This window comes from Cupriavidus mimosae, from assembly GCF_023952485.1.
GTDB lineage: Bacteria > Pseudomonadota > Gammaproteobacteria > Burkholderiales > Burkholderiaceae > Cupriavidus > Cupriavidus taiwanensis_C.
Map to the genome: position 1 here is coordinate 496,283 of NZ_JALHRY010000002.1, position 16,491 is coordinate 512,773.

Consider the following 16,491-nt stretch of genomic DNA (forward strand, 5'->3'; position numbering starts at 1 on the left):
ATTCGACATGCTCAACTTCGAACTCATCACCACCGACGGCAACGCCCGCCGCGGCCGCGTCACGCTGAACCACGGCGTGGTCGAAACGCCGATCTTCATGCCGGTGGGCACCTATGGCTCGGTCAAGGCGATGTCGCCGCTGGAACTGAACGAGATCGGCGCGCAGATCATCCTGGGCAACACCTTCCACCTGTGGCTGCGCCCGGGGCTGGACGTGGTCAATGCCCATGACGGCCTGCACCGCTTTATCGGCTGGGACAAGCCGATCCTGACCGACTCCGGCGGCTTCCAGGTGTTTTCGCTGGGGGATCTGCGCAAGATCACCGAAGATGGCGTCACCTTTGCCTCGCCGGTCAACGGCGACAAGCTCTTCCTGTCGCCCGAGATCTCGATGCAGATCCAGCGCACGCTGAATTCCGACATCGTCATGCAGTTCGACGAATGCACCCCTTACGAGATCGACGGCCGCCCCGCCACGCACGAGGAAGCCGCCAAGTCGATGCGCATGAGCCTGCGCTGGGCCAGGCGCTCGCGCGACGAGTTCGAGCGGCTGGCCAACCCCAACGCGCTGTTCGGCATCGTCCAGGGCGGCATGTATGAAGACCTGCGCGACGAGTCGCTGGCGGGCCTGTCGGAGCTGGACTTCCACGGCTTTGCCATCGGCGGGCTGTCGGTGGGCGAGCCCAAGCAAGACATGATGCGGGTGCTCGAACACGTGGCGCCGCGCCTGCCGGCCAACAAGCCGCATTACCTGATGGGCGTGGGCACGCCCGAAGACCTGGTCGCCGGCGTCGCCGCCGGGGTCGACATGTTCGACTGCGTGATGCCGACCCGCAACGCGCGCAACGGCTGGCTCTTCACCCGCTACGGCGACGTCAAGATCAAGAACGCCGCGCACCGCAACGACCCGCGCCCGCTCGACGAGAGCTGCGCCTGCTACACCTGCCGCAATTTCTCGCGCGCCTACCTGCACCACCTGCACCGCGTGGGCGAGATCCTGGGCGCGCGCCTGAACACCATCCACAACCTGCACTACTACCTGCAGCTGATGCGCGAGGTGCGCGAGGCGATCGAGCAGCACCGCTTTGCCGATTTCCGCCGCCAGTTTGCCGCCGACCGCGCGCGCGGCACGCAGTAACAACCGCGGGCGGCGCGAACTTTCGCGCCGCCCGCGGTCGAATAGCCGGTCGACGCCGGCGGCCTGCCTTCCAAGTTGCCCCCAGCGCACCCGAACAAACCCGTATTCCGCCCTAGAATGCCAAAGGCGGGCTGAGTGCGAATGGTAGAATGTTCGATTAATTGACTGACTTTGTGACGGAGAATCAACGTGCTGATTTCTAACGCATTTGCCCAGACCGCCGGTGCCGGCGGCGCGGCTGGCGGCCTGATGAGCTTCCTGCCCATCATCCTGATGTTTGGTGTGCTGTGGTTCATCATGATCCGCCCGCAGATGAAGCGCCAGAAGGAAGCCAAGGCAATGCTCGAAGCGCTGGCCAAGAACGACGAAGTCGTCACCGCCGGCGGCATCCTGGGCCGCGTGACCAAGGTTACCGACCAGTACGTCAGCCTGGAAATCGCCGAAGGCACCGAGATCACGGTGCAGAAGAATGCCGTGACCACGGTGCTGCCCAAAGGCTCGCTGAAGGCGCTCTGATCCCCGGATCGCTCGCGAATCCCGCCTTTGTCTTTTCCGGCATGCCCGTTCGCGCATGCCCCGGCAGCCGCCTGATCCAGCCCGACGAAGCCCCTGCGGCTTCGCTCCGCGGCTGCCAGGCGGCTGTTTGCCAAACCGGTTCGGCCCCGCCGTCGTGGCGTGCCACGCCAGCGCCGGCCCCGCCAACCGCTGAATGACTGGCCCGAGATGAATCGTTATCCGCTTTGGAAATACCTCGTGATCCTGGTGGCGCTGGCCATCGGTATCCTCTACACCTTGCCGAACTTCTTCGGCGAGGCGCCTGCCGTGCAGGTGTCCTCGGGCAAGGCCACGGTCAAGATCGACCTGTCGATGCAGAAGCAGGTTGAAGAGATCCTGGCGCAGAACCAGCTGCAGCCCGACGGCGTCTTCTTCGATATTTCCGGCCAGTCGGGCTCGGTCAAGGCGCGCTTCCGCACCACCGACGAGCAGCTCAAGGCCAAGGACGTGCTGTCGCGCGCGCTGAATCCGGACGCGGCCGACCCCGCCTACGTGGTCGCGCTGAACCTGCTGTCGGGCTCGCCGCGCTGGCTGACCTCGCTGCATGCACTGCCGATGTACCTGGGCCTGGACCTGCGCGGCGGCGTGCACTTCCTGCTGCAGGTCGACATGAAGGGCGCGGTCGACAAGAAGCTCGACAGCCTGGCCGGCGACGCACGCACGCTGCTGCGCGACAAGAACATCCGCCACGGCGGCATCGACCGCGACGGCGAGCGCCTGACGGTGCGCTTCAACAACGCCGACGACGCCAGCCGCGCGCGCGCGCTGCTGACCGACAACGTGCGCGAAGTGGCCTTCGCCATGGACGGCAACAACGTCGTCGGCACCTTCACCGAGGCTGCCCGCCGGGCCGTGCAGGACGCCGCGGTCAAGCAGAACATCACCACCCTGCACAACCGCGTCAATGAACTCGGCGTGGCCGAGCCGGTGATCCAGCAGCAAGGCGCCGACCGCATCGTGGTGCAGCTGCCGGGCGTGCAGGACACCGCCAAGGCCAAGGACATCATCGGCCGCACCGCCACGCTGGAAGCGCGCCTGGTCGACAACGACGCGCCGCGCAGCCCGCGCCCGGGCGACCCGATCCCGTTCGGCAGCGAGCTGTTCACGCAGGGCAACGGCGCCCCGGTAGTGCTGAAGAAGCAGGTCATCTTCACCGGCGACCGCATCGAAAGCGCCTCGGCCGGCTTCGACCAGAACCAGCAGCCTTCGGTCAACATCAAGCTCGACGCCCAGGGCGGCCGCGTGCTGCGCGATGTCTCGCGCGAGAACCTGAAGAAGCCGATGGCGATCGTGCTGTTCGAAAAGGGCAAGGGCGAGGTGCTGACGGTGGCGACGATCCAGTCCGAACTGGGCTCGAGCTTCCAGATCACGGGCTCCTACTCCACCGAAGCCGCCAACGACCTGGCCCTGCTGCTGCGCGCCGGCTCGCTGGCTGCGCCGATGGAGATCATCGAAGAGCGCACCATCGGCCCGTCGCTGGGCGCCGACAACATCGAGAAGGGCTTCGATTCGGTCGCCTATGGCTTTGCCGCCATCGGCGTATTCATGATCCTGTACTACATGCTGTTCGGCGTGTTCTCGGTGGTCGCGCTGGGCGTGAACCTGCTGCTGCTGATCGCGGTGCTGTCGATGCTGCAGGCCACGCTGACGCTGCCGGGCATCGCCGCCATCGCGCTGGTGCTGGGCATGGCCATCGACGCCAACGTGCTGATCAACGAGCGCATCCGCGAGGAACTGCGCGCCGGGGCATCGCCGCAGATGGCGATCGCGGTCGGTTTCGACCGCGCCTGGGCCACCATCCTGGACTCCAACGTGACCACGCTGATCGCCGGCCTGGCACTGCTGGCGTTCGGCTCGGGCCCGGTGCGCGGCTTTGCCGTGGTGCACTGCCTGGGCATCCTGACCTCGATGTTCTCGGCGGTGTTCTTCAACCGCGGCCTGGTCAACCTCTGGTACGGCCGCAAGAAGAAGCTGCAGAGCCTGGCCATCGGCCAGATCTGGAAGCCGGGCAATACCACCGACACGCCGGTCGCCAAGTAAGCGGCCCGCGGCACAACACGTAGTACAGAACAGGATTCAACATGGAATTCTTCCGCATCCGGCGCGACATTCCGTTCATGAAGCACGCGTTGATCTTCAACGTGATTTCCTTCCTGACGTTTGCCGCGGCCGTGTTCTTCCTCTGGCAAAAGGGTCTGCACCTGTCGATCGAATTCACCGGCGGCACGGTGATGGAGGTCAGCTACCAGCAGGCGGCCGACCTCGAAAAGATCCGCGGCCAGGTGGGCAAGCTGGGCTACACCGACGTGCAGGTGCAGAACTTCGGCACCTCGCGCGACGTGATGATCCGCCTGCCGCTGCAAAAGGGCCCGGACGGCAAGCCCGTCACGTCCGCCCAGCAGAGCGAGCAGGTGATGGGTGCGCTCACCGCGGCGGCGCCTGACGTCAAGCTGCAGCGCGTCGAGTTCGTCGGCCCGCAGGTGGGCAAGGAACTGGCCACCGACGGCCTGCTGGCGCTGCTGTGCGTGGTGGCGGGTATCGTGATCTACCTGTCGTTCCGCTTCGAGTGGAAGTTCGCGGTGGCGGGCATCATCGCCAACCTGCACGACATCGTCATCATCCTGGGCTTCTTCGCCTTCTTCCAGTGGGAATTCTCGCTGTCGGTGCTGGCGGCGATCCTGGCGGTGCTGGGCTACTCGGTGAACGAATCGGTGGTGATCTTCGACCGGATCCGCGAGGCCTTCCGCAAGTACCGCAAGATGACCACGCACGAGGTCATCGACCACGCCATCACCAGCACCATGTCGCGCACCATCATCACCCACGGCTCGACCGAAATGATGGTGCTGTCGATGTTCTTCTTCGGCGGGCCGACCCTGCACTATTTCGCGCTGGCGCTGACGGTGGGCATCCTGTTCGGCATCTACTCGTCGGTGTTCGTCGCCGCGGCGCTGGCGATGTGGCTGGGCGTGAAGCGCGAGGACCTGGTCAAGGGCGAGAAGAAGTCCGAGTCGACCGACCGCAACGACCCCAACTACGGCGCGCAGGCCTGAGCCCTGCCCGGCCGGAAAAAAAGAACGGCGCCCCACGGGGCGCCGTTTTTCATGGCAAGTGCCGGAAACATTCAGGCGGGCATCGAGAAGCGCTCGATCCACGCGGCCAGGCGGTCGGGGGCGAAGCTTTCGCTGCGCGGGGCGGCGCGGCAGACGATGGTGTCGCCGTCGCGCACGAACTTCAGCGCGCCGCCGGCCTCTTCCAGCCACAGCAGGCTGGCCAGCCAGGCGGCATGCTGCGCCGACACCGCCGTGCCCACCGGCTGCGCCAGGAACTCGGCCAGCGCGGCCGGCTGGGTCCAGACCACCGTATCGCCGTCGCGCCGCACCACCTCGCTGCCGAGCGCGTCGGCAATCACCGCGGCGGCATCGGCGGCGCCCTTGCCGGCATTGGCGCTACGCAGCCCGGCCAGGCGTGTGCCGACGGCATGGCCGAAGCTGCCGCTGCGCTCGGCTTCGGCGCGCACCAGGTCGGCATAGTCCATGCGCTGCCAGTCCGGATCGGCGTTGCGGGCCCCCGCCAGGTCGACCGCGGCAAGGTAGGTCTCCACCGGCTGGAAATGGCCGGGGCCGATCAGGCTCGCGCACAGCGCGTGCAGCATGCCGATGCGGGTCGCCACGGTCTGCGTCTGCAGCACCGCCAGCTTCTCGCGCACCAGCTGGTCGCGCTCCTTGCGCAGGCCGGACATTTCCAGCGCCTGCTTGAGCTCCATGCGCAGCGCGGTGATATCCCACGGCTTCTTGATATAGCGGTGGATCTGCCCCTGGTTCACCGCCTCGACGGTCTGGTCGAGTTCCGAGTACGCGGTGGTCAGGATGCGCACGATATGCGGGTAGCGTTCGCGCGCGTAGCGCAGCAGCTCGTTGCCATACTCGCCCGGCATGCGCTGGTCCGAGACCAGCACGGCGAGGCTGTCGGCGTGAGCGTCCAGCAGCGTCTTGCCCTCCTCCACCGAACCGCCAGTCACCACCGGCGCCAGCGCGCCGATGGCCCGCTGGAAATATTTGACGGCGGTTGCCTCGTCATCGACGAACAGAATCGCCGGGGGTGGTGCCTGGGTGGCAATCGGTTCGCTCATCGGTCACTCCTAATCATTCGATTCCTGAAATTTGGAAAGTCCAGCGTCACTGTGGTCCCGGCACCGGGAGCGGAGGTGATCCGGATGCCGCCGCCGAAGGACTGCATGACGCGGTTGCAGAAAATCATGCCGAGGCCACTGCCGCCAGCGCTGGCGTGGGTAGTGACCGGATCGACCAGCAGGCGTCCCATTACCTCCGGCGGGATGCCCGGGCCGTTGTCGCAGATGCGGATTTCCTGGTTGGGCTGGGTTGTCACCACGAAGCGCAGGGACGGCTGGTCCACGCCGGCCAGCGCGCGCAGCGCGTTGCTCATTACCGACGACAGCACCAGCGCGACGCAGTTGGGCAGCGTCTGCACGGGGAAATCGCCGTGCATGTCGACGTCGACCCACTGGCGCTGCCCGCCGGTGAACGGATACGTATCCAGCAGCGACGCCACCAGCGCGCCCGCGCTGACCTCGGTGCCGGTGTCGGCCGCCGGCGTCTTGCTGGCTCCCGCGCTGTTGCGCACCGACTCCAGGAACGACGACAGCACCGCCAGGCAATACTGCGCGTTGTCGTACATGGCGCCCGCGGCCTGCCCGATCTCGCCTTGCCGCTGCTCGCTGTAGTCGGCCTGGACGCGGCTTTCGATGCCGCGCGCGAAGTTGGCGATGGCGGCCAGCGGCGTGTTCAGTTCATGCGCCAGAAAGGCCAGGGTTTCGTCGATCGCCATCAGGCGGTGCTGGCGCAACGCCCGCTCCAGGTGGCGCTCGCCGGCCAGGTGCAGCACCTGGCGCACGTCGCTGACACTCAGCGGCTTTTCCAGGATGCGGAAGACTTCGCCGCTGTTGACGGTCCGCAACAGCATGTCCTTGTCGGCGTAGGCCGTCACCAGGATGCGCACGATCTGCGGATAGGCCTGCGCGACCTCGCGCAGCAGGTCGCCGCCATCGCGGCCGGGCATGCGGAAATCTGTGACCAGGATGGCGATGCGCCCGCCCTCGGCGCGCAGCGTCGCCATCGCCTCGTCGGCGCCGGCGGCAAGCAGTACCTCATACTCGCTGCCGACCGCGCGCGCAAAGTACTTGCGCGCCATGTCCTCGTCATCGACATAGAGGACGACGTTTGGCCGCGCTTGCTGGGCTTCGCTCATGCGACTTACTCCGCGCGTGGCAGGTCAAAGCTGAACGCGGCCCACTGGCCCAGTTCGCTTTCAGCAAACAGCTGACCGCCGTGGCGCTCGATCACGGCATAGCTGATCGACAGCCCCAGGCCCAGGCCCTGCCCCACTTCGCGCGTGGTGAAGAAGGGCTCGAACACCCGCGCCAGGTGTTCCGGCGCGATGCCGGGGCCGTTGTCGCGCACGGTCACGTGCAATCGGCCTTCGGACCAGCGCACCGTGGTATGGATCGCGGGGGCGGTGGTGCCGGCCTTGCGCATGGCCAGCGCCGCGTTGGAAAACAGGTTGATCAGCACGCCGATGATGGCGGCCTCGTCGCCCAGCACCAGCGTGTCGGCCGGCAACTCGCGCGTTACCTTGACGCCGCGCAGCTCATGCGCGGTCAGGCGGATCGACGAATCCAGCGCCTTTTCGAACATGAACGGCGTGCCTTCCACCTCCGCGCCCGGCTTGCGGTAGGCGAAGGTCTTCAGGTCGGAGACGATATGCTGGATGCGCTGCATCCCCTGCTTGGCATCCACCAGGCATTCGGTCACCGACTCGCTTTCCTTGGCCTGGGGCTCTTCCATCGCCACCTCGATCGCCATCAGGCAGAAGTTCACCGGATTGTTGACCTCATGCAACAGACCCGCAGCCAGGGTACCGATCGCAGCCATTTTTTCCTGCTGCAGCATCTGGCCCTTGATGTCGACCAGCTTGCGGTTGATGACCTCGAGCTCGGCGTTCTTCTCGGCCACCTCCGCCTTCAGGCGGAACAGCATGAAGCGCGCGCGCTCGTTGAAATAGGTGTAGACCGCGCTGGCGGCGGCGGCAAACAACAGGAACAGCGAATTGACGATAAAGGTGCCGAGCGGTTCGATGCCGCCGGGGTGGAACAGGCAGGCCAGCACGTACAGCAGGTAGGAAAGCACGCCGAACACCAGGTTCTGCCACAGGCCGAACGGCAGCGCGATGCCTGATGCGAAGATGGCCAGGTTCAGCCCGACGTAGTACGGCGAATGCACCCCTTCGGTCTGCGAGATCATCCAGGCAATCATGATCTGCGGCAACAGCAGCCAGGTCAGCGTCAGCCAGGGCGCAAAGCGGCGCCCGGCGGCGCTGTACAGGACCACCACGACCCCGGCGATCAGCAGCGACACGATCACGCGCGCCACCGCAAAGGGAAACTGCTGCTGCGGATACTGTCCGTAGTCTAGCCCGACGCCGAGCAGGACCAGCACGATCGCGGTATAGGCGCCGCCGCGGCTGAAGGCCAGACGGAAGTCGACCAGTTCGGACTGGTAGCCGGCGTAGAGTTGGTTGGTGCTCATGGCGTGACCCTGAGGACAGCCTCAGTCAATGGTGGCTTCCGCGAAGACGTTGACCCCGGTGCTGTCGACGTAGACGCGGTGCGAATGCGAGTGCTCGGGCAGCAGTTGCGCCATGCCGGCATCGTCGCGGTAGATCAGGTACCACTCGAGCAGGTGCTCCATGCCGAATTTCTCCGGGTTGTCGGCATGGACATTGGTCACCAGGATCTGGCCGCCGGAGCGCGAGCGCGAGGCAAAGTACGACAGCAGCCGGGCGCAGACCTTGTCCGACAGGTAGTCGAACAGGCCGGCGCAATAGACCGCGTCGAACTCGCGTGCGGCGGCATCGTCAGGGGAGATGCGCCGCTTGAGCAGCTCGTGCACCGACTGGTGCACCATCTCGACGGAAAACTTGTTGCCGGCGCTTTGGGCCGAGCGCTCGATCGAATTGCGCGTGTATTCCAGCGTTTCTTCGCTGAAATCGACCAGCTGGAACGACAGCAGCTCCGGGTTCGGGTATTCGCGCACGAAGCGCTGGATTTCGAAGGCCGGGCCGCAACCGACATTGAGCACGCGGAACGGCCGGCCGGCGGCGCGCGCGCGTTCGGCCTGGCGCGTGAGGAAATCGATCAGCAGGTCGATGCGATTGCGGTGCGCGGTCGCCACCGCCGCCTTCAGGAAGGCGGTATTGACGATCTGGAAGTAGGTGGTCGGGCCTTGTTGCGGATCGCCCAGGATCTGGTTCACCATTTCATAGTCGCCGGCATAGCCGAGCGGCTTGGTGAAGGTGCGGTAGACGAACGGCGCGCGCAGCAGCAAGGGATGCAGCGCCGACTGCGCGTAGGTGCGGTGCACCGGGGCGATTTCGGCGTCCACGCGCTGGGCCTCGCCCTCGAGCCAGTCCAGGTAGGTCTTGGTCTTGGCCATGATCGGCGTGGCCAGCTCGTAGAAGACGTCCTCGCGCAGCTTGCCTTCGGTCTTGGGCAACGACTCGGTCAGGTCGACCTGTTCGACCCAGCGCGACACTTCGGACAGGAAGGCGCGCATCTCGTTGACCACGATCTGGTAGTCGCGCCGGATATTGAAGCGCGTGTCCCAGTCCTGCACGAACAGCTCGGCTTCGCGCGCGACCGACTTGGGCTCGTTGTTGAGATCGGACAGCTCGCGCCACTCGTCGATCAGCGTCAGCGACACCACCGCGGTCAGGCCGGTGTTGACCAGGCTCATCACCACGGCCTTGCCGAGATAGGCATTCTTGGCGCCCATGCGGACGCTGAGCTCGCTCAGCACCTCGCTGACCTGCACGATCGAATACGGGTTGTAGATTTCCATCACCAGAGATTTCCTCTGGAGATTGATGATCGTGCCCCGCACCTGCTCGCCCTGCGAGTTGCGGAAACTAACTACCGGATCGATTTGCGTTTTGGAGTACACGGTATAGCGCCAGGGAAAACCGGGAAACGCTGCGGGCCATACAGCCAGGGCAGAACGGCCGGGTACAGCATGAGGGGCGAGGGGGTCGCGGGAATGGCTACCGGTATCGGGACATGCAGCGAATGCTCATAGTGATGCGCTCTGGCCAGTTGCGGGCATGGCTGCCCCCCGCCGTGGCAGGAGTCGCAATACCCCGGATCATGGTGGATTGCCGCGGGCCATTGTACTGTGCCCGTCGCAACTCGCACAACAAAGTGCCGTGGCGGCCCCCCGGCATGGTGCAATACAACAAAAAAAAGGCCGGCATGAGCCGGCCTTGACTACGGTCTTGCCCGCCGCAGCGGGCCGCGCGCTCAGTCGGCGCGCACGCCTTCCACCTGGATGGCGAGCTTGACCTCGGGCTTGAAGCCCATCTTGACGCCATAGTCCAGGCCGAAATCGGCCCGGTTGAACTGGCCTACGGCGTCGGCGCCGCAGGCTTCGCGCTTGAGCATCGGGTGCTGGATGCACTTGAAGTCGCGGATTTCCAGCTTGACCGGCTTGGACACGCCGCGCAGGGTCAGCACGCCGTCGACCTCGGTCGGCACGTCGCCCTTGAACTTGGAGAACTTGCCCTTGTAGGTGGCCTCGGGGAAGGCTTGCACGTCGAACATGTCCGGGCCCTTGGCGTGCTGGTTCAGCTTGGCATTGCCGAAATCGATCGAAGCCGGGTCGATGTTGACCTCGACCGAGCCCGCCTTGGCGGCGCGGTCCAGCGTCACCACGCCGCTGGACTTGTCGAACTTGCCGCGCCAGGTCGACAGGCCGCCCAGGTGGTCGGCCTCGAAGCTGGGATAGGTATGGGTCGGATCGAGGTTGTACGTCACGGTGTTGGCCGAAGCCACGCCGAAGGCGGCGGTTGCGGAAACGGCCGCGACGGCGGCAACGAGGGAACGCAGTTTCATGGTGTCTCCCGACAAATCAGGGTTGGGATGGAGCGGTTCAGGTAAGTCCTGGGGTACGTCAGCGGAATGCCGGCCTTACTTCTTTGCCAGCACGATACGGAATTTGATCTGGACGTCGTCGGCGACCACGGAGGTATCCTTCCATTCGCCGTCGCCGATATTGAACGCGGTGCGCTTGATCGGCAGCGCGCCCTCGAACACCTGCGCGCCGCCCTCCTGGCGGTAGGTGGCGGGCACGACCACGTCCACGGTCTTGCCCTTGATGGTCAGCTTGCCGGCCACATCGTACTTGCCCGGCGTGCCGTTCTTGATGCTGGTCGACTGGAACACCGCCTTGGGGTACTTTGCGGCGTCGAACCAGTCCTTGCCCTTCACTTCCTTGGTGGTCTCGGCATCGCCGATCTCGAAGCTGGCCACGTCGATCTCGATCTTGGCCGTCGATGTCGCCAGCTTGGCGGGGTCGAAGCTGACGTTGGCGTCGAACTTCTTGAACTTGCCTTCCATCGGCACGCCGATCTGGCGCGCCACCGCGGTCACCGAGCTCTTGGCGGCGTCGACCTGGGCCCAGGTTAGGTTGGCGGCGATGCCGGTGGCGGCCAGCACGGCAACCAGGGTGGCGCGGAGAGTGGCCGAGCCGCGGCGGGAATTGCGTTTCATCTGGGAAAACTCCTGTCAGGGACGGCGCAGGCGCGCCGCGGAACGAAAATGATTGCCGCGCCGGGTTCAGCGCAGGAACGGCAGCATCCGGCCAAGCGTGCCATCGCGGTCGACAAACTGGTGTTTCACCGCCGCCGCCGCATGGACAACGACCACCGCGGCCATCAGGTAGTTCAGCCAGATATGGGTGAACTTGAGCACTTCCTTCAGCGCATCGCTTTTCTCGATCAGCGCCGGCATCTTCCACAGGCCCAGGTAGACCACCGGCACGCCCGCGGCCGAGCTGTACAGGTAGCCGCTGATCGGCACGATCACGATCAGCAGGTACAGCAGATGATGGGCTCCGGCCGCCGCCCTGGCCTGCCAGGCCGGGGTGCCGGGCGCGACCGGCGGCGCCGCGTGGGTGGCGCGCCACAGCACGCGCAGCACGGCGATGGCGAAGATCGTCACGCCCAGCCACTTGTGCCAGGAGTACAGTTTGAGCTTGGTGGGCGTCAGCCCCGGAATGCCGGTCATGTACAGGCCCAGCCCGAACGCGGCGAATATGGCCAGCGCCACCAGCCAGTGCAGGGCGATCGCGGTGGCACCGTAGCCGGCGGGGGCAGTGGCGGTAGAACGCATCGGATTCCTCTCGCCCGTGGCACGGGCGTTTCACAATTTTGGGGAAGGCACCGGCGCGGTCCAACCGCCGTGCGCTTACGATTCTCGCATTATTGCGGCGGGATGTGCGCCAGTGAAGGACAGTCCTTCATTAAGTTATTCAAATGCTTTGAAGCGACATTCCGGCGCCGGGGCCACAACGGCAGGGCAGGCGCCAGCGCGGCATGCCGGAAAAGCAAAAAAGCCATCCTGGGGGATGGCTTTCCGTTTGCGCCGCTGGCTGGCGGCGAAAAAAGTGGCGTCAGATGCGCTCAGCCAGCTTCACTGCCTTGCCGATATAGCTGGCGGGTGTCATCTCGAGCAGCAGCTTCTTGGCGTCGTCGGGGATCGCCAGGCCGTTGATGAAGGTTTGCAGCGCTTCGCGCGAGATGCCCTTGCCGCGGGTCAACTCCTTGAGCTGCTCGTACGGATTGGGCACGCCGAAACGGCGCATCACGGTCTGCACCGGCTCGGCCAGCACTTCCCAGCAATTGTCGAGGTCTTCGTCCAGGCGCTCGGGGTTGGTCTCGAGCTTGCCCAGGCCGCGCAGGCAGGCCTCGTAGGCCAGCAGGCTGTAGCCGAAGGCCACGCCGATATTGCGCAGCACGGTGGAGTCGGTCAGGTCGCGCTGCCAGCGCGACACCGGCAGCTTCTCGGACAGGTGCCGCAGCACCGCGTTGGCCAGGCCCAGGTTGCCTTCCGAGTTCTCGAAATCGATCGGGTTGACCTTGTGCGGCATGGTCGACGAGCCGATTTCGCCGGCCTTGGTCTTCTGCTTGAAGTAGCCCAGCGAGATATAGCCCCAGACGTCGCGGTTCAGGTCGAGCAGGATGGTATTGGCGCGGGCGATCGCGTCGAACAGCTCGGCCATGTAGTCGTGCGGCTCGATCTGGATGGTGTACGGGTTGAAGGTCAGGCCCAGTCGGGTTTCGATGACCTGCTTCGAGAACGCCTCCCAGTCGAACGTGGGGTAGGCCGACAGGTGGGCGTTGTAGTTGCCCACGGCACCATTCATCTTGCCCAGCAGCTCGACCTGCTCGATACGCTGGATCGCGCGCGCCAGGCGCGCGGCGACGTTGGCCATTTCCTTGCCGAGCGTGGTCGGGCTGGCCGGCTGGCCATGGGTGCGCGACAGCATCGGCTGGGCGGCATTGAGCCTGGCCAGCTCGACCAGGCGCGCATGCACGCGCTTCAGCGCCGGCACCACCACGCCCTCGCGCGCGCCCTTGAGCATCATGCCGTGCGAGGTGTTGTTGATATCTTCCGAGGTGCAGGCGAAGTGGATGAACTCGCTGGCGGCTTCCAGTTCGGCGTTGCCCTTGACCTGCTCCTTGAGCCAGTACTCGACCGCCTTCACGTCATGGTTGGTGACCGCCTCGATCTCCTTGATGCGGGCGGCATCGGCCTCGCTGAACTTGTCGACCAGCGCTAGCAGCGCGGCCTCGGACGCAGCCGAGAACTTCGGCATGTCGGGCAGGCCGGCCTGCGCCAGCGCGATCAGCCAGTGCACCTCGACCTTGACGCGGTTGCGCATGAAGGCCGCCTCGGACAGCCATTCGCGCAGCGCATCGGCCTTGGCGGCGTAACGGCCATCGATCGGGGACAGGGCGGTGAGCGGCGAAAGCGAGGAGGAGGTCATGCTGGAAACCGGGAAAGGGAGGAATAGAAGAAGGCGAACAAGGGCGCCGCGGGGGCTGGCGCTGGCGGGCGCGGACGGGGCCGATGCGCCCGTCACGTCGCATCGGCCGGTGGCCGGCGCTGCGCAACGCGCGATTTTACCACCCCTGCCCCCACTCCGGGCAGCGGCAAAGCGCGGCCGGGGGGCATCGGTGCGCGAGCCCGCATTCGCCATGCGCCGCGGGTATACTCGCGCACGCCGTTCCAGTAGCCTGTTATGAAGTGCATCGGGCAAGCCATCGCTGCCTCCCCGCCGCCGCGCTGCCACCGAGCGACGATGCACTTCATAACAAGCTCAAGGGGAGAACATGAAGCTGTATGCATCCCGGACCAGTCCGTACGCGCGCAAGGTGCGCGTGGTGATGGCGGAGAAGAAGATCGAGTGCCAGCTGATCGAAGAGGACGTCTGGTCGCCTGAAACCCGGATCGGCCAGTACAACCCGCTGGGCAAGGTGCCGTGCCTGGTGATGGAAGATGGCGGCGCGATCTTCGACTCGCGCGTGATCGTCGAGTATGTCGACACGCTGACGCCGGTCAGCCGGCTGATCCCGCAGGGCGGGCGCGAGCGCCTGGAAGTGCGTTGCTGGGAAGCGCTGGCCGACGGCCTGCTCGACGCCGCGCTGCTGGTGCGCCTGGAGGCCACCCAGCGCGAGCCGCACGAGCGCAGCGAGCGCTGGGTGCAGCGCCAGCGCGGCAAGATCGACGCGGCACTGGTGGCCATGGCCCACGGCCTGGCCGACCGCCCGTTCTGCACCGGCACGCATTACTCGCTGGCCGACGTGGCGGTGGGCTGCGCGCTGTCCTACCTGGACTTCCGCTTCCCGGACATTGCCTGGCGCGAGCGCCATCCGAACCTGGCCGCGCTGGAAGAGAAGCTGTCGAAGCGGCAGTCGTTCATCGATACCGAGCCTCCGCGCGGCTGATGGTGTACTCCTCTCCCGCTTGCGGGAGAGGAGAGCAAACCGCGGGTGTTTTGCCGATAGCGCCTACTGGATGATCCCGCCGCCCAGGCAGATATCGCCGTCATACAGCACCGCCGACTGCCCGGGCGTGACCGCCCATTGTGGCTCGGCGAACGCCAGCGTCAGCGCTTCGGCGCCGACCGCCTGCACCGTGCAGGCGGCATCGCTCTGGCGATAGCGGGTCTTGGCCGCCATCGCCGCGCCTGCGGCGGGCGGCTCGCCGGCCACCCAGGACAGGTCCGACGCGGTCAGCACCGGCGTCAGCAGCCACGGATGGTCGTGGCCCTGCACCACGTAAAGCGTGTTGTTGGCCATGTCCTTGCGCGCGACATACCAGGCGTCGCCGTTGCCGTCGCGGCTGCCGCCCAGGCCGATGCCCTTGCGCTGGCCCAGCGTGTAGAACGCCAGGCCGATATGCTCGCCGACCACCTTGCCCTCGGGCGTCTTCATCGGCCCCGGTTTGGTGGGCAGGTAGCGGTTGAGGAAATCGCGGAACGGGCGTTCGCCGATAAAGCAGATGCCGGTCGAATCCTTTTTCTTCGCGTTGGGCAGGCCGATCTCGGCGGCGATCTCGCGCACGCGCGTTTTCGGGATCTCGCCCAGCGGGAACAGCGTGCGCGACAGCTGCGCCTGGTTCAGCCGGTGCAGGAAGTAGCTCTGGTCCTTGGTATGGTCGAGCGCCTTGAGCAGCTCGAAGCGGCCGGCCGGGTTCTGGCGCACGCGCGCATAGTGGCCGGTGGCGATGGTTTCCGCGCCCAGCGACATGGCATGGTCCAGGAACGCCTTGAACTTGATCTCGGCATTGCACAGCACATCCGGGTTGGGCGTGCGGCCGGCCGAGTATTCGCGCAGGAAGTCGGCAAAGACGCGGTCCTTGTATTCGGCGGCGAAGTTGACCGCCTCCACGTCGACGCCGATCAGGTCGGCCACCGAGACCACGTCGAGCCAGTCCTGGCGCGTGGAGCAGTATTCGCTGTCGTCATCGTCTTCCCAGTTCTTCATGAACAGGCCGATGACCTCGTAGCCTTGCTGCTTGAGCAGCCACGCGGTGACCGACGAATCGACCCCGCCCGACATCCCCACCACGACACGCTTGGCGGCACCGCTCACGACTGCGCCCCAGCTTGCAGCACCGACGGGTGCGTGTAGAGCGCGTCCAGCGCAAAGCGCTTGCCGGCCAGGTAGTCGTCCACGCATGCCATCACCAGCGGCGAACGATGCCGTTCCGGGCACGCGCGCAGCTCGTCGGCACCCATCCAGACGGTACGCACGATGCCCGTGTCAAGCTGGCGGCCAGCGTCGAGCGAGCCGAGGTCGCCGGTAAAGGCAAAGCGCACGTAGGTCACGTCGCCACCGGTGCGCGACGACAGCGAACGCCCCATGTAGCAGCCCAGCAGCGCGCGCGGCTCGAAGGTGTGGGCGGTTTCTTCCAGGGTTTCGCGGATCACGGCGCGGATCAGGCTTTCGCCCGGATCCAGGTGCCCCGCGGGCTGGTTCAGGCGCAGCCCGTCGGCGGTTTCCTCTTCCACCAGCAGGAACCGGCCGCCGCGTTCGATCACGGCGGCAACGGTCACGCTGGCATTCCAGTCACTTGACATGATGCTCAATTTTTAGGCAATCCCGCATTCTACCGGTTGCGGGCCCATCGTGCAGCACGGCGGCGGGCGCCGGCGCCCCCCGTCCCAGCCCCGGCAAAAGCCGACCGGCCGGTCACCATTGCAAGTCAGATTCCTGTAAGCTGCGGAAAAATTGTGCGCTGCGGCTTAACCCGATCCGGCAGCGCGCACGGGCCAGACGTCGGTCCGTCCAACCAGACAAGACGCCAGCTAAAGGAGAAATTGACGATGTACATCGGCATCCCGCAGGAGACGCGGGCCGGCGAGACTCGCGTCGCCGCCACC

15 protein-coding genes are annotated in these 16,491 nt (G+C 65.9%); 5 read left to right on the top strand and 10 right to left on the bottom strand.

Annotated elements, in window-relative coordinates; genetic code table 11:
• The first annotated feature begins 7 nt into the window (after positions 1-7).
• From tgt to secF, 4 genes are all read left to right on the top strand, one after another.
• The gene (gene tgt, locus MKD50_RS06285; protein WP_115704660.1) at positions 8-1,138 is read left to right on the top strand and encodes a tRNA guanosine(34) transglycosylase Tgt; all 1,131 of its coding nucleotides are present in this window, start codon (positions 8-10) and stop codon (positions 1,136-1,138) included.
• Positions 1,139-1,327: 189 nt separating this feature from the next.
• Complete coding sequence (yajC, locus tag MKD50_RS06290; protein WP_012353816.1) at positions 1,328-1,654, top strand: preprotein translocase subunit YajC; 327 nt, start codon at positions 1,328-1,330, stop codon at positions 1,652-1,654.
• Between the two features lie 207 nt (positions 1,655-1,861).
• Positions 1,862-3,733 carry a protein translocase subunit SecD gene (gene secD / locus MKD50_RS06295; protein ID WP_115704662.1) on the top strand — a complete coding sequence of 624 codons (1,872 nt, stop codon included), beginning with the start codon at positions 1,862-1,864 and terminating at the stop codon, positions 3,731-3,733.
• 41 nt (positions 3,734-3,774) lie between these two features.
• Complete coding sequence (secF, locus tag MKD50_RS06300; RefSeq protein WP_115704664.1) at positions 3,775-4,746, top strand: protein translocase subunit SecF; 972 nt, start codon at positions 3,775-3,777, stop codon at positions 4,744-4,746.
• Positions 4,747-4,817: 71 nt separating this feature from the next.
• Here secF and MKD50_RS06305 read toward each other — a convergent pair whose 3' ends face one another.
• The 8 genes from MKD50_RS06305 to purB form a co-directional block, all read right to left on the bottom strand.
• Positions 4,818-5,825 (bottom strand): response regulator, encoded by a 1,008-nt coding sequence (locus tag MKD50_RS06305; protein WP_115704666.1) that lies wholly within the window; start codon positions 5,823-5,825, stop codon positions 4,818-4,820.
• Positions 5,822-6,961: a hybrid sensor histidine kinase/response regulator gene (locus tag MKD50_RS06310; protein ID WP_252666667.1), complete on the bottom strand. Its 1,140-nt coding sequence runs from the start codon at positions 6,959-6,961 to the stop codon at positions 5,822-5,824. Before MKD50_RS06310 ends, MKD50_RS06305 begins: the two co-directional genes overlap by 4 nt.
• A gap of 5 nt (positions 6,962-6,966) precedes the next feature.
• Positions 6,967-8,298 (bottom strand): sensor histidine kinase, encoded by a 1,332-nt coding sequence (locus tag MKD50_RS06315; RefSeq protein WP_115704670.1) that lies wholly within the window; start codon positions 8,296-8,298, stop codon positions 6,967-6,969.
• Between the two features lie 21 nt (positions 8,299-8,319).
• Complete coding sequence (locus tag MKD50_RS06320) at positions 8,320-9,711, bottom strand: class I SAM-dependent methyltransferase (protein WP_115704672.1); 1,392 nt, start codon at positions 9,709-9,711, stop codon at positions 8,320-8,322.
• Between the two features lie 353 nt (positions 9,712-10,064).
• Positions 10,065-10,655, bottom strand: coding sequence for a YceI family protein (locus tag MKD50_RS06325; RefSeq protein WP_115704673.1), 591 nt, complete (start codon positions 10,653-10,655; stop codon positions 10,065-10,067).
• 75 nt (positions 10,656-10,730) lie between these two features.
• The gene (locus MKD50_RS06330; protein ID WP_252666668.1) at positions 10,731-11,312 is read right to left on the bottom strand and encodes a YceI family protein; all 582 of its coding nucleotides are present in this window, start codon (positions 11,310-11,312) and stop codon (positions 10,731-10,733) included.
• 66 nt (positions 11,313-11,378) lie between these two features.
• The gene (locus tag MKD50_RS06335; RefSeq protein WP_062801694.1) at positions 11,379-11,933 is read right to left on the bottom strand and encodes a cytochrome b; all 555 of its coding nucleotides are present in this window, start codon (positions 11,931-11,933) and stop codon (positions 11,379-11,381) included.
• 280 nt (positions 11,934-12,213) lie between these two features.
• A complete protein-coding gene (gene purB, locus MKD50_RS06340) occupies positions 12,214-13,590 on the bottom strand; it encodes an adenylosuccinate lyase (protein ID WP_240072595.1) in 1,377 nt (458 codons plus the stop codon).
• A 346-nt stretch (positions 13,591-13,936) separates the two neighbouring features.
• On the opposite strand from purB, the gene MKD50_RS06345 reads away from it, so the two are divergent.
• On the top strand, positions 13,937-14,551 hold the full coding sequence (locus MKD50_RS06345) for a glutathione S-transferase C-terminal domain-containing protein (RefSeq protein WP_115681100.1): 615 nt from the start codon (positions 13,937-13,939) through the stop codon (positions 14,549-14,551).
• 63 nt (positions 14,552-14,614) lie between these two features.
• Here the strand turns inward: MKD50_RS06345 and mnmA are convergent, their stop codons facing one another.
• Positions 14,615-15,700 (bottom strand): tRNA 2-thiouridine(34) synthase MnmA, encoded by a 1,086-nt coding sequence (gene mnmA / locus MKD50_RS06350; RefSeq protein WP_252666669.1) that lies wholly within the window; start codon positions 15,698-15,700, stop codon positions 14,615-14,617.
• Positions 15,697-16,188: an NUDIX hydrolase gene (locus tag MKD50_RS06355; RefSeq protein WP_025583862.1), complete on the bottom strand. Its 492-nt coding sequence runs from the start codon at positions 16,186-16,188 to the stop codon at positions 15,697-15,699. The genes mnmA and MKD50_RS06355 overlap by 4 nt, the downstream gene beginning before the upstream one ends.
• Positions 16,189-16,491 lie beyond the last annotated feature (303 nt).

Bases quoted from the DNA above. Each gene is read 5' to 3' on its own strand.
- MKD50_RS06315 (WP_115704670.1), bottom strand. From the start codon at position 8,298: ATGAGCACCAACCAACTCTACGCCGGCTACCAGTCCGAACTGGTCGAC.
- MKD50_RS06330 (WP_252666668.1), bottom strand. From the start codon at position 11,312: ATGAAACGCAATTCCCGCCGCGGCTCGGCCACTCTCCGCGCCACCCTG.
- MKD50_RS06325 (WP_115704673.1), bottom strand. From the start codon at position 10,655: ATGAAACTGCGTTCCCTCGTTGCCGCCGTCGCGGCCGTTTCCGCAACC.
- secF (WP_115704664.1), top strand. From the start codon at position 3,775: ATGGAATTCTTCCGCATCCGGCGCGACATTCCGTTCATGAAGCACGCG.
- MKD50_RS06345 (WP_115681100.1), top strand. From the start codon at position 13,937: ATGAAGCTGTATGCATCCCGGACCAGTCCGTACGCGCGCAAGGTGCGC.
- MKD50_RS06310 (WP_252666667.1), bottom strand. From the start codon at position 6,961: ATGAGCGAAGCCCAGCAAGCGCGGCCAAACGTCGTCCTCTATGTCGAT.
- MKD50_RS06305 (WP_115704666.1), bottom strand. From the start codon at position 5,825: ATGAGCGAACCGATTGCCACCCAGGCACCACCCCCGGCGATTCTGTTC.
- MKD50_RS06335 (WP_062801694.1), bottom strand. From the start codon at position 11,933: ATGCGTTCTACCGCCACTGCCCCCGCCGGCTACGGTGCCACCGCGATC.
- purB (WP_240072595.1), bottom strand. From the start codon at position 13,590: ATGACCTCCTCCTCGCTTTCGCCGCTCACCGCCCTGTCCCCGATCGAT.
- MKD50_RS06355 (WP_025583862.1), bottom strand. From the start codon at position 16,188: ATGTCAAGTGACTGGAATGCCAGCGTGACCGTTGCCGCCGTGATCGAA.
- secD (WP_115704662.1), top strand. From the start codon at position 1,862: ATGAATCGTTATCCGCTTTGGAAATACCTCGTGATCCTGGTGGCGCTG.
- tgt (WP_115704660.1), top strand. From the start codon at position 8: ATGCTCAACTTCGAACTCATCACCACCGACGGCAACGCCCGCCGCGGC.